This is a genomic window from Paenibacillus sp. FSL R7-0340 (genome assembly GCF_038002205.1).
GTDB classification, from domain to species: domain Bacteria; phylum Bacillota; class Bacilli; order Paenibacillales; family Paenibacillaceae; genus Paenibacillus; species Paenibacillus polymyxa_B.
Genome location: NZ_JBBOBY010000001.1, coordinates 2,457,540 through 2,470,961, shown reverse-complemented (window position 1 = coordinate 2,470,961; position 13,422 = coordinate 2,457,540). Strand labels below are relative to the sequence as shown.

Sequence of the window (13,422 nt, the reverse complement as noted above, 5' to 3'; positions counted from 1 at the left end):
TTGCTGATAAGCTGGACAGACTTTCTAGATTCAATCTATTCGGACAGGACCTGAAATATCACAAAGCCGCTTAAGTTTTGTCCCAAAGTTATGTATCATAGAAGGAAGGCGAAAATACATTTGCTTCAAAGGAGAACATAATTATGGCATTGGACGGAATCGTAACCCGCGCTATCGTACACGAACTGCAAGGCATCCGGGGCGGGCGCATTAATAAGATACATCAGCCAAATGATCGCGATATCGTGCTGAATCTGCGGGCACAAGGCGGAAGCGTAAAGCTGCTGCTGTCGGCTAATCCGACCTTCCCGCGTGTACATTTTACAGAACAAAGCTTTCTTAATCCGACAGAAGCCCCTATGTTTTGTATGCTCCTTCGCAAGCATTGCGAAGGAGGCGTTATTGAGAAAATCACGCAGGTGGGCATGGAGCGTATTATTCACATGGATATACGTCAACGTGATGAACTGGGAGATATTTCACTCAAACGAATTATCATTGAACTGATGGGTAGACACAGCAACATTATTTTGCTTGACCCGGAAACAGGCGTGATGCTGGATGGCATTCATCATGTCACACCGTCTATCAGCAGCTATCGGGTCATTATGCCTGGCTTTCAATACACGGAGCCTCCTGAACAAAACAAGCTGAATCCACTAGAAACGGAAGAGGCAGCCTTCATATCCTCGTATCAAACAGCGATCGAGGCCGAAGAAGCTCCCAAACGCTGGATCGTGAACACTTTTACTGGACTCAGTCCCCTCATTGCTGAAGAGATACTAGCTCGAGTAACTAATGAAGTATCTGGTGATAGTGATCGTTCACTATGGAGGACATTCAGTCACATCATGGATGACGTGCGGAATCATCGTTTTCAGCCGGTATCTGGACTAAACGCACAAGATAAAGTGATATTCTCAGCCATTCCACTGACGTTGATCCAAGAAGGACGTAAGGAGTACGCTACTATCAGTGAGTGTATGGAGGACTTCTTCGGTGAAAAAGCAGAAAGGGATACGGTTAAGCAAAAGGTCAGTGACCTACTGCGGTTTCTGCAAAACGAGCGGAGTAAAAACCTAAAAAAACTCGACTATCTCCATCAGGATTTGGCCGAGGCGGAAGATGCCGATCAATTTCGCATTTATGGAGAGTTGCTGTTCGCTTCGCTGCATGAGGTGAAAAAAGGGGACAAAGTAGTGACGCTCACTAACTTTTATGATGAGGAACAGCGTCCAATGACCATCCCACTGGACCCACTACTCAACCCGTCGGATAATGCACAACGGTATTTTAAAAAATACAACAAATATAAAAACAGCTTGGCTGTCATTGATGAACAACTGGAGAAAACGCACGAAGAAATCCGTTATATGGACAATCTTCTTCAGCAGCTAGCCCATGCCTCTATGAATGACATTGAGGAAATACGTGAAGAACTGGTTCAGCAGGGCTATCTCAGAGATCGGGTCAAAAAAGGAAAGAAAAAGAAGAAAAACGACCGTCCAACCCTGCACGTCTATACATCATCCGAAGGTATCGAGTTACTGGTCGGCAAAAACAACTTGCAAAATGAATATGTGACAAATCGACTGGCCGGACCAAATGACACCTGGTTGCACACAAAGGATATTCCGGGGTCACACGTCGTTATACGTGCTGAGCAATTCGGGGATACGACGCTGGAGGAGGCAGCTCAACTCGCTGCCTATTTTAGCCAGGCCAAGCAATCCAGCAGTGTACCTGTGGACGCCACCCTGATTCGGCATGTACGTAAGCCCAGCGGAGCCAAACCTGGCTTTGTCATCTACGACCATCAGCGTACGCTCTTCATTACACCCGACGAGGAGCTGATCAAAAAAATGCCGAATCGCATCAAAAACGGCTAAGTCTCACTAGCCTATTGAATCCACAAAAAAAGCCCTTTGTTCTTTGCACGGTACACTTCTTGTGTTCCATGCATAAGGCAAGGGGCTTTTTATTTACTTTTGTCCAACAGCAGCCTTCCTCAATTCCTCGACAACCTGACCTTCCACACTACGGCTACCCAGATCACCGTGGAAAATAACACCTTGGCGTGCACCGTGAAAATCCGAGCCGCCAGTTGCAATAAGCCCATACTGCGCCGCCATCGCAGTATATCGGCTCTCAGCCTCAGCATCATGGTCCGAATGTCGCACCTCCAAGCCCACAGGCTTCGCCTCCTCTATAATTGAGCGAACCAGCTCATCATTTCCGTACAAGCCAGGGTGGGCCACCACAGGTCCCCCTCCTGCTTCACGAATCCAGTTTATGGCCTCCGCAGGCTCTACACGGGGTACTGACACATATCCGGGCGCTCCTTCCGCCAAGTAACGGTCAAACGCGTCTCGCATATCCTTCGCATATCCCTTTTGAACCAGCGTATCCGCCATATGCGGACGTCCAATGCTTTCATCTGGTGCCAGCGGTCTGCCCATCGTAGCCACCACTTCATCCAGTGTGATTTCCACGCCCAGACTACGCAATTGACTTAAAATCAAATCATTACGGGTATCCCGCGCCTGGCGAAGCTTTTCCAACCGCTCCAAAAACACTTTATTGCGGTAATCCATAAAATAACCGAGTATATGAATATCCTTACCGCCAGCTCGAGTACTAATTTCCACTCCTGGCACCACAGTAATTCCTATGCGTTTTCCCTCCTCCAGAGCTTCTTCCAGGCCAGCTACCGTATCATGATCTGTAATGGCCACACCTGCCAGTCCTTTTTCCTTGGCCCAGCGCACATTATCTACAGGTGGCTGCATACCGTCAGATGCTAGGGTGTGTGTATGTAAATCATATCGTTTTACGCTAATCTGCTCCTTCATTATGCATCCTCCTTCTCTTTCAGCTTTGCAAGCTCGTCCTGCGAGTCCCTCTGCACGTCCGTTCCCTGATCATGACGACGCAAGTAAGACAGGAAGGTTACTACCGGAATCGGCAACAACGCCGACTTCAAATGAATTGCATAAAATTCTCGTTTGAACGTGATATCTGAAATGTTTACAATTTTCAACAATCCGAGCGCAACTTCATGCTTCACCGAAGAAGGTGATAGCATGGTAATACCCAGTCCAGCCTCTACCGCCGATTTGACCGCTCCAGTGCTCCCCATCTCCATTACAATACCAAGTCGGGAGGCATCCACACCACGACTTTTCAGCTCATCTTCTATCACTTGACGTGTACCAGATCCCTTTTCTCTGGCTACAAAAGGATGCTTAAACACATCTTCCAGAACCACTTTTTTTGCCTTGGCCAGCGCATGGCCTGAAGGCACAATCAGTTTCAGTTCGTCCTGCATCACAGGTTCCACCACGATATCTGGATGCTGGACTGGGGCCTCAATCAGTCCTAAATTCAACTGATGTTTTAGTATATCATCCATAATTTGAGTCGTATTCATCACATTCATCGCCATACGTATATGAGGGTATTCCTGGCCAAACGGCCCCAACATTCTTGGTACAATATACTCACCAATCGTTAGGCTAGCGCCAATATGCAATCTTCCCTCCAGCATGTGAGTAAAAGCAGACATCGCCTCGTCAGCTTCCCTGATCAGTTGCATGCTTTTTTTCGCAAAAGGCAATAGTGTCGCTCCCGCCTCTGAAAGCTCGATTTTTTTAGTCGAACGTTGCAGCAGCTTCGTGCCGAAATAATCTTCCAAAGACTGAATTTGCATCGTCACCGCAGGTTGTGTCATATGCAGCGCTTGTGCCGCCGCCGAGAAGCTTCCGCGCTCCGCTACGGTATAAAAAATGTGCAACTGATGAAAGTTCATACTGACAGCCCTCTCCCCTCTGATCTCCCTATTTTAACATAAGAAAAACATCTGTCGAAGTATTTCCAAGTAAACTTACCGAATTGGAGAGTTATATTGACGGAAATAAAAAAAGCATGCAGCTAATAACTGCATACTTTCTACTCAAAGTTGACGGTAATCATAAGTTCGGAGATTTTTTCGCCTAGGGCCGACCGCCCAATCACCGTCTATTTTTGCTTACGAGTGCTTTTCATCAGTGTCATGCGCCGCGAATGGCGTAGCCATGAATAGTATGACTTCAAATCCCTTAATTCAATGGTCTCCGACATCCGGCCCAAAAAGGTAATGACAATCATCTTGTGCAGCGGATTCCCCGCAATATCCATCTCGCCGGGCAACTCTCCAAATTCGGCCACGACGACCAGATCACCATCAATTAAATATACATCCTCTTCGTTATGATAGTAGGACTCCATCCTGTTTTGCTTCAGGCATTCCCAAAGCCAGGCGGCGATATGATTCGTCTCGGACTGTTTCTGCTCTATCCGATCTAAGTAGCGAGTTTTCGCATGATTTGTAATCACGATATCGGCGACTTTTTTATCGCCCATCTCCACGTAGAACGGTTCGTATGTACTCCATCGCTGCATTGCTTTGTCACGCACGGGATCACTCTCCCCACCAGATAGGTCTTTATATCTACCAATATATTCATATGTTACCTCAACAGACCCGGGACTACAAGTTACAAAATTGAAGTTTATGGGTGATTTTTAAAGATTTTTTAGGTCTAACAGCATTAAGACCATTATGCAAAAGTCCTGGCTTTACAAAAAAAAGCCAGCCCGTAGGCTGACCTTTTAAGAATATTTTACAATTTACAGACATTAGAAGCTTATATTTCATATTCTTTCATCTTTTCCTTATCGTCGTTGTACTCCGTCCTAATCTCATTTCGAAAAGAGCGCTCGACCTTACGCACATAGGAAAGTCTGCGAATATTTTTAACGGTGTCTTCTGCCCGATCCGCATTCATATATATAACTACATAATGCATACGCTTTGAAATAAAGTGGACATTTCCGTATTTCTCCAGATTGCGGGCAGCCTTGATATCGCTTACCCAAATGATGTACCCTGTCCGCTCGGCAAACATTCGCTTCATCTCCCCTCCACTCGGTATCATTCCTATGACCTATCCACAGGAGCATTTCCCTCCGCTGCCACATCCGCCCTTTTTCACATTCGGATCATTGCTCGGCACCTTAATGGTCTCGGACACGGAATATGCAATCGTTTCAGACATGGCATGAAGCATATCATCCAGCGCCTTTTCGGCTCGTTTGAACTCCTTAACATCCACGAATTGTTCCAGTTCCAGCTCAACGACCTGCACTGCATCCTTCGCTTCATGATAGTTCGGATGAAAATGCCCAAAACGCTCCGTTTCCGCGAATAGCTCCTTTTTGGCATCCAGCTTGCGTACACACGCCTGAATAGACGGGTTCAATTCCACACGCTGTTTCCAATATAAATAATCCGATACCTCAAAGGATCGGTTGACCATATCGCCCAATTCATAGGCGTTAATAAGCACTTCTGCCATATTGACCGTATTCAATTCGGCTACGCTCATGAATGTTCATCTCACTTTATATAAAGTTCTACCCTGTAAAAGTAGACTCATTTATCATACCACATCCTTCTTTTGAGAAGAAGGAGTTTCATGCACTTCCTGGCTCTACTATGTAAAAGGAACCAGCAGCCGCATGTCTGACCATTCACTTGGCTGTAAAGTCGCAGGAGAAGGTGCTTCGTCATCCATTCCTGAGGCGTACCAGCCTGTGACACTCCATGGTGCACCGGGAACCACCGCCTCCGGTATCCATTTAACCTCTTTCCCACCGATTCGCAGTCCCACAGCAGCCTGCCAACGAATCGCTTGCTCGATCAACTGCCGGGCAGTGGAAGTATGGTAACTCCTCCATTCTTTTGTCCATGAGGAGGGGACTGTAGATCTTTCTGGAAAATAGTCAGACGGATCAGGCAGCGTGTGCTCTTGTTCGTAAAAATGCAGCGTGCGCCCAGTATAAACAAAACCTGCTCTTCCCTCTTGGGAAAATATAGAACGGGCTTGAGTAGGGTCGGACTCCATTTCACTGTTGGGGCTGCCTGAACTTATGTTCTCTGGTTCCAAAATCAATGGATAATGATGAGTCGGATCCACACCTTCCAGTTCACGACGTGGACCTAATCCAATTGCAGCAAGCGTTTTTCGTATTTTGACAGCAGAGCTCGCCGGAATAATAAAGTCCCTGTCACCGAGCCGTTCCAGCAATCCTTCCAGCGCGGGATGGCGTGCAACCATGTCTGCATCCTCCTGTGTGCCACATCGCAAAAGTGTTACCGTTGCAAAAGCCGTCCGTCCGACATCGCCTGCCCACTGTTCTACCGTCATGCGTACATGATCAGGCACACCTGTCCGGCTGAACTTGTGCAGAAGAGCAGGAATTGCTTTGGCTTCCATTCCTAACTCGATTGCCTCTGTAACACTTTCTCTGGTGATCCGGTATACTACCATCCGATCTCCTGTCACACGTTCACAGCAGCATTCCAGTCGCCAGCGCACATCATATGCCACATCTGGTGGAACCAATATTTCAAAATCAGGTTGTACATAAAAAGTACCTTGTTCTTGATGTGTATCCTCGTAATTATTGGGACGAAGCATATCTATCACAGATACATCCCAGCGAAAACACAGTTCGCCCGATGCAGTCTGGCCCCAATCGCCCATTCCAAAAGCAGTCAGTGCCTTCAGCCAACCCTTCAATTCCTCCATGAAAGGTCCATTGAAATTAAAATCAGATACCGTTTCTCCCGCAAACCCTTCCGTATTTGAGATTGTAGGAACAAGGTCTAAAAGGGCACCGTTCTTGGGATCAGCTCCGTTCGTACTCTCCTGCTGGATTAGACCTACCTGAAGCATCCATTGCAGCAAACACTGGATAGATATCCACCCTTCTGATCCTACATACTGGGAGACGGCACACAGCATATAGCGAAAATGCTGCATAGACGCTTCGGCCTTGCCGTATCTTTCCATGAGTGTAGCAAAAATATGCTTGCGCATTTGCCAAGCAGACAAACGAATCCAAGTCTCCAGTTCCGTTTCCTGAACGCGAAAAGACACAGTTTCCTTCACTAACAGACCCAAACTGAGTAGCAAATCCATCATTACCACCGTTTGCACTGGATACAGCTCTGCATGCGCATAATGCAACCCAAGACCTATCAGGTCCTCTGGGCGAAAGGGGGTCAGTTCATTCAATTTTTGCAATGACCGCTTATGTATGGTTCCTTTGGCCGTCAAAGGAACGCCCTGTACCGCAATACGTGACAACGCATGCAGCAAATCCGACTCCAGGCCTGTCATTGATTCATGTACCATTATCGGATGATCCGAATGCATCATGTTCATTGGATTTTGCTCTAACAACATATCGTACAGATCCGGTAGCCGATGAACCGGAATATATAAAATTCGTTCGCCCCACGATTTGGTAACAGCCTCCAGCCAGCCCCGGGCACGTAATCCACGCAGTGCCAGTTTCGTTTCGACTCCGCTTAACGCTCCCCGGGTAAGCTGTATAGGTTCTTCTTCCTTCATGGGCTGTCCCGCGTACCGGATAAAGCATTGTCTAAGCACCAGCAGCTCATCTGATGAAAGCTCATTCCAGCTGTCTTGCGTGTTCGTTACGCCCATTCTTGATTAGGCCTCCTTTTTCTTTCCACGATCTCCAGGCTTATCATCCCGGCCTACGATAGCCTCTGTCACACTAAATCTGCGAACCGCATATTCATAGCCTTGCTCAATCAGAAACAGCTGACGACGAGCTGCAAAATCCGTCTCCTTGCTATTCTCCGTCACTAGCGCATAAAAATAAGCTTTATTCTCGCCCGACTTTGGTCGCAAAATGCGGCCCAGTCGCTGCGCTTCTTCCTGACGAGAGCCAAAGCTACCCGATACCTCTATGGCTACTGCCGCATCCGGCAGATCCACCGCAAAGTTTGCAACCTTGGATACCAATAGGGTCCGAATTGTACCCTTGCGGAACGCATCAAACCAACGCACCCGCTCCGTCTGGCTCATTGAACCCGTAATCAGTGGGACACCGAGCTCCTGAGCCAATATACGTAATTGGTCCAAATATTGACCAATAATAAGCGTGGGCAAGCCGCTGTGCTGCTGCATCAGGCTACGTACCGCCTCCAGTTTGACCGGATTTTCGGCTGCAATTCGGTACTGCTGTCTACCCTCGGCACGCATACTGCGCTCCAAAAGTTCAGCTGTCATTGGAAGCCGTAGCTCCACACAATCGACCTGAGCGATCCAGCCCTGTCGCTCCAGTTCCTTCCACGGCATATCATACCGTTTGGGTCCAATTAAAGAGAACACATCGCGTTCACAACCATCCTCTCGAACCAGCGTGGCTGTTAACCCCAAACGACGGGTAGCCTGAATGTCAGCCGTCGCCCGGAATACTGGCGCGGGCAGCAAATGAACCTCATCATATATAATGAGTCCCCACTTCCGCTCACTCAGCAGTTTCATATGCTCAAAATCCCCATCTTTGGTGCGACGGTGTGTCAATATTTGGTAGGTCGCCACCGTAATCGGACGCACCTCTTTTTTCTGACCACTATATTCCCCAATGGAATCGGGAGGAATATCCGTCTTTCGTTTTAACTCTTCTACCCATTGCCGTACAGAAGTAGTATTAGATGTTAGAATAAGCACCTCGCACTGAAACCGATTCATTACCGCCATACCTATCACTGTTTTTCCGGCTCCGCATGGAAGTACCAGTACACCACTCCCCCCTAAGCCGTTCGCTCCTTCAAACGCATCAGCGGCCTTTACTTGATAATCACGAAGCTGCAACTTCGTTTGTCCCTTTCCCAAGGTAAAACTAAGCTGATTCCCTTCAAGATAGCCTGCCGTATCCACAACGGGATATCCCAAGCGCGTTAATTCCTGCTTGAGCAAGCCCCGATTTTCGGACGGGACCGACGCGCTTACCTCATCAAGTCGAAGTAAACCAAGCTGTTTAAGCTCTTGCTTGGTCAGTAGCTCACCCAGTAAAGCGGGGGTCTCTGCTGCCAAGATCAAGCGATCACCCATTGTATAGCTGTTGGCTTTCCCTGTCTTTATACCTCCGTCTGGCTCATGCTCAGCACGGTATGCGCCAATCATATCTGTGCTATAAGTTCGCTCTTCTTCCGTACCCTCCCGTGAAAGCGTCAACGTCCCATAACGAGAAACGAGCTGTTCAATATCCTTCAACAAATCACGTGGAATATCCCAACGGGACATGGAGTGCAAACTATTTTGAATGTCCTCAGCACTCCATCCGAGGGCAGCTGCGTTCCACAAAGACAGTGAAGTGATGTGGTATGTATGAAAAGCGGACGGGCTTTTAACCAGCTCCGCATAAATCTGCAACTGAGAACGAGCCCATTCTGAACCGGGCAAGCCCATCTCCAGCAGAACGGTAAAATCACGTTGTACAATACAAGGATGATCTGGATTCATAACTACCTCCTGATAATCTAACAATACATCATTTTAAACTTATATAATAAATAGCTTATCCGTTTATTGGCATATCAACCAGAATAGCAAGGAGCCCAACCCATATTCGGGTTGAACTCCTGATTAGAAGCTCGGGGTAAAAATCTCCCCAAACTAATGCTACCTTAATTATTCTTCTAGTGGACCTGCTCGGAAATATGACTAAGCGCCTCTCCAGCGTTGTCTGCAAAAATATTACGAACAGCCAAATCCCCGATCGAGACAATCCCGATCAGACGGTCTCCTTCCGTTACGGGCAAACGACGGATTTGCTGTTCTGCCATCAGTTCAGCTGCTTGGTCCACCGACATGTCCGCACTGGCTGTACGAATACCTGTCGTCATGACGGTATCGACCGAACCCGAACCCGAATTTTTAGCCGCATAACCGCGAACGACAAGATCACGGTCCGTTACTACACCGATCAACTTATCACTGCCTTCGCTTTCCACAACCGGAATAAAACCAGTATCATTGTCCTTCATTTTGACCGCAATTTCATAAATATTGTCCTGCGGGGTAACCGTTACGCATTTTTTAGTCATAACTTCCTGAACCTTTTTCATGGGTACTCCCTCCTTTTCAACAGTAGGGTACCCCATTTCATTAACCTCATACTCCAGATTGAACCGTTCCCAATTCAACTCATTTTAGCCCTTAATTGCCCCTGCGTTTCGTTCCGCAGCGTATCCCGTAGACATCGCAATAAACAAACGAACCGCGTTAATCATAGCATCCTCATCAAAATCAAATTTTGGATGATGGTGTGGATAAACTGCTCCTTTAACTGGGTTACCCGCTCCTACGAACATGAAGCAACCTGGCACACGTTCCAAATAATACGCAAAATCTTCAGCAGGCATCAGCTTCGACGCTTTCTGCACATTCTCCTCGCCGAAAACAGATTTTGCTTCATTAAAGAAACGAGATGCTTCATGTGTGTCATTGACAACTGGTGGGTACCCCATAATATAGCGAACCTGTGCTGTTGTACCGTATGTTGCGGCTGTAAGCTCGGTCACCTCATGCAGTCGCTCCTTCATTACCGTTCGTGTCTCCTCATCAAACGTACGAATCGTTCCACTCAAGCGACACGTTTCTGCGATCACATTTTGCGCAGAGCCCCCTTGGATGGTTCCCACCGTCAGCACGGCAGGTCGTAATGGGTCGACTGAACGGCTTACAACACTTTGCAGTTGCATAACAAGAGCTGAACCCGCCACGACACTATCATTAGTGGACTGGGGCATCCCACCATGCCCACCCTTACCTGTGATTTCAATATAAAAATCGTCTGCCGCCGCCATCAACGGCCCTGCGCAACTCGCGGCCGTCCCGACCGGAAAAGGTGTCCATAAATGGATGCCATAAATGACATCCACACCTTCCAATATACCATCCTTTATTACACTGACCGCTCCGCCAGGCAGCAATTCCTCCGCAGGTTGGAACAACAACCGAATTTCTCCTTGCAGCTCGTCCCGATTCAGACTGAAATAGTAAGCCGTTCCAAGCAACGCGGATGTATGTCCGTCATGGCCGCAAGCATGCATGGCTCCGTCCACGCTGGAGCGATATTCACATTCCTTTTCATCCTGAATAGGAAGAGCATCCATATCGGCGCGCAGCAAGACGACAGGCCCGGGTTTAGCACCACGAATGGTGCCTACAACACCGTGTCCCCCTACCTGACGGCGAATCTCGATTCCCCAACTCTCCAACTTATCCGCTACAAAAGCTGCGGTTTTGCTTTCTTGAAAGGAAATTTCGGGATTCTTATGTAAATGTCTACGCCACTCCACCATGTTTTCTTGCAAACGATCAAACCAAATCTTATCTATCGCATGTTGTGTCATTCTGCTCCACCTCTCCTTTTAAAGCACCGGGCAAGTTCCCGAATTAATCATGCAGCGTCACCACGTATGCACCGCTGCTCTCAAGTCTTCATTTTCATCCTATTGTAGCAGATATGGAATTGTTGCGATATCTGTTGCTCCAGGGAGGTTGCAGAAGCCCAACAAACATAATATGATAAAATGGATAAACGATAAAATGATAACCGTCTGCGAGGAATATACCTTGTGGCGAATACCGGGGGAAGCTGATATGAGAAATACGAAGCCGGAGACTCGAAGAAGAGGCACACCGGATTTTCAATTGCTGATCCTCACTTTGTTATTGGTTGGATTCGGTGTAATTATGGTATTTAGCTCCAGCTCCAGCGTAGCTCTGCTGAATAAAGAATACAATTTTGACTCTTTATATTTTGTGAAGCGCCAATCTGCATTTGCTGTACTTGGACTTTTTATTATGTTGGTAGCTATGAATATTAAGATGGAAAAATATAAAAAGCTTTTTGTACCTTTATTTTTCATAACTATATTACTGCTAATCATCGTTCTTTTTACAGGCTCACTTAACGGCGCAAAAAGCTGGCTCAGGTTTGGTAGTGTTGGCTTCCAGCCAACGGAGCTTGCGAAAATTTCCATCATTCTTTACTTATCCGCACTTATTGTCAAAAAAGGAGATCGCTTTAGAGATCTGCGGACTGGCTACATACCTGTAACAGTCATTGTAGGCTGTGTTGCAGGACTCATCATGCTTCAACCTGATTTAGGCTCCTGCTTCATTTTGGTTGCTACCAGTGGTCTGATTATTTATGCCGGTGGAGCCAGTGTCAAGCATATTACAGCATCAATTGTTCTGCTCGTGCTAGGCGCTTCCATCGTATTTGGCATTGGGTCGTTGTTTGGAGGAGATTCTGGAACCACAGATGGACAAGCTGCTGCCAAGCAAGATTATAAAATCGGACGCTTTCAAGCCTTTCTCAATCCCGAAAAATATAGACAAGGAACAGGATACAATCTGGTACAGTCCTTGCAAGCTATAGGTGAAGGCGGTTTAAACGGGTCAGGATTTGGTAAAGGTATTATCAAGCTTCACTATCTTCCTAATTCATTTAATGATTTTATCTTTTCTGTAATTGGTGAAGAATTCGGATTTGTCGGAACAGCCATATTCCTGATGCTATATTTGTATTTCATTTGGCGAGGCATGATCATTGCTCTGCGTTGCCATGATCCGTTCGGAACGTTGGTAGGCACTGGCATCATGGGTTTGATCGCTATTCAGGCCTTCATTAATATCGGCGGTGTAACCCAAACGATTCCAATCACTGGCGTAACGCTTCCATTTATCAGCTTTGGTGGCTCCTCCCTACTTGTCATGATGTTTTCCATGGGCATTATGCTCAGTATTTCTCGTGAGAACACCAAACAAGCGGTGCAGGAACGCACCACAGGGGTAGCTGTCCGTAATGAAGTACCCAATCGCTTTCAAACGCGTAGAACCAACCGTTTTCGTTAAAAAAAGAACTTCCATGGACCACTTACAACGGTGGCTTTGGAAGTTCTTTTGGTTATGTATAAAATATGGGAACCCTCTGCAAAAATGGCTATACTGTTGATTCACAAAACGAAAACTGGCGATTCTATAACCACCAGTTTTCGTGTTTTTATTCGGGTTATCCCACGGAATTCCCGGCATGTATACAATTGGTGAAAAACGTCAATTTATCGGTTCCTAATTCTTTTACACTGCGTCGTCCTTGAACGCGACACCTTCCACTTTTACGTTCACTTCCACGACCCGCAAACCCGTCATACTTTCGACGGCTTCTCGCACATTTTGCTGAAGAATTCGGGACACCTCATGAATAGGTGTTTCGTAGAGCACGATAATACGTAGATCAATGGCAGCTTCCAGCTGTCCAACCTCCACTGATACGCCTTTTTGCACATTTTTACCGCTCAGCCTTTTGGCCCAGCCTTCCGATAAACCGCCTGACATTGCAGCAATGCCCGGTGTCTCTAATGCGGCCATCCCGGCAATTTTACCTACGACATCGTTGGAAATCTTGATGTTTCCTGCTTCCAGTTGTTGAATTTGCTCTGCCATGACCTATGTCCCCCTTCATCCATCCTTTATTTGTATTGTA

General features: G+C 47.0%; 12 protein-coding genes. 2 read left to right on the top strand and 10 right to left on the bottom strand.

What is annotated here, in order from left to right; genetic code table 11:
* Positions 1–143 precede the first annotated feature (143 nt).
* On the top strand, positions 144–1,889 hold the full coding sequence (locus tag MKX59_RS10825; RefSeq protein WP_028540556.1) for an Rqc2 family fibronectin-binding protein: 1,746 nt from the start codon (positions 144–146) through the stop codon (positions 1,887–1,889).
* A gap of 93 nt (positions 1,890–1,982) precedes the next feature.
* Here MKX59_RS10825 and MKX59_RS10820 read toward each other — a convergent pair whose 3' ends face one another.
* From MKX59_RS10820 to MKX59_RS10780, 9 genes are all read right to left on the bottom strand, one after another.
* On the bottom strand, positions 1,983–2,852 hold the full coding sequence (locus MKX59_RS10820) for a PHP domain-containing protein (protein ID WP_028540555.1): 870 nt from the start codon (positions 2,850–2,852) through the stop codon (positions 1,983–1,985).
* Entirely contained in the window at positions 2,852–3,808 is a 957-nt protein-coding gene (locus MKX59_RS10815) for a selenium metabolism-associated LysR family transcriptional regulator (RefSeq protein ID WP_049828338.1), read from the bottom strand. The genes MKX59_RS10820 and MKX59_RS10815 overlap by 1 nt, the downstream gene beginning before the upstream one ends.
* 209 nt (positions 3,809–4,017) lie before the next feature.
* Entirely contained in the window at positions 4,018–4,455 is a 438-nt protein-coding gene (locus MKX59_RS10810; RefSeq protein WP_023989315.1) for a hypothetical protein, read from the bottom strand.
* Positions 4,456–4,685: 230 nt separating this feature from the next.
* Positions 4,686–4,946: a YlbG family protein gene (locus MKX59_RS10805; protein WP_023989316.1), complete on the bottom strand. Its 261-nt coding sequence runs from the start codon at positions 4,944–4,946 to the stop codon at positions 4,686–4,688.
* Between the two features lie 39 nt (positions 4,947–4,985).
* Entirely contained in the window at positions 4,986–5,426 is a 441-nt protein-coding gene (locus MKX59_RS10800; RefSeq protein WP_013310906.1) for a YlbF family regulator, read from the bottom strand.
* Between the two features lie 108 nt (positions 5,427–5,534).
* The gene (locus MKX59_RS10795; protein ID WP_340858422.1) at positions 5,535–7,556 is read right to left on the bottom strand and encodes a helicase-associated domain-containing protein; all 2,022 of its coding nucleotides are present in this window, start codon (positions 7,554–7,556) and stop codon (positions 5,535–5,537) included.
* A 6-nt stretch (positions 7,557–7,562) separates the two neighbouring features.
* On the bottom strand, positions 7,563–9,386 hold the full coding sequence (locus MKX59_RS10790) for a DNA repair helicase XPB (RefSeq protein WP_340858421.1): 1,824 nt from the start codon (positions 9,384–9,386) through the stop codon (positions 7,563–7,565).
* 176 nt (positions 9,387–9,562) lie between these two features.
* Positions 9,563–9,991: a CBS domain-containing protein gene (locus tag MKX59_RS10785; protein WP_023989320.1), complete on the bottom strand. Its 429-nt coding sequence runs from the start codon at positions 9,989–9,991 to the stop codon at positions 9,563–9,565.
* 84 nt (positions 9,992–10,075) lie between these two features.
* Positions 10,076–11,281 (bottom strand): M20 metallopeptidase family protein, encoded by a 1,206-nt coding sequence (locus MKX59_RS10780; protein WP_023989321.1) that lies wholly within the window; start codon positions 11,279–11,281, stop codon positions 10,076–10,078.
* 250 nt (positions 11,282–11,531) lie between these two features.
* Between MKX59_RS10780 and ftsW the strand changes: the two genes are divergently transcribed.
* Positions 11,532–12,791 (top strand): putative lipid II flippase FtsW, encoded by a 1,260-nt coding sequence (gene ftsW / locus MKX59_RS10775; protein ID WP_025723472.1) that lies wholly within the window; start codon positions 11,532–11,534, stop codon positions 12,789–12,791.
* A gap of 225 nt (positions 12,792–13,016) precedes the next feature.
* Here ftsW and MKX59_RS10770 read toward each other — a convergent pair whose 3' ends face one another.
* On the bottom strand, positions 13,017–13,382 hold the full coding sequence (locus MKX59_RS10770; RefSeq protein ID WP_013310912.1) for an Asp23/Gls24 family envelope stress response protein: 366 nt from the start codon (positions 13,380–13,382) through the stop codon (positions 13,017–13,019).
* Between the last annotated feature and the right edge of the window lie 40 nt (positions 13,383–13,422).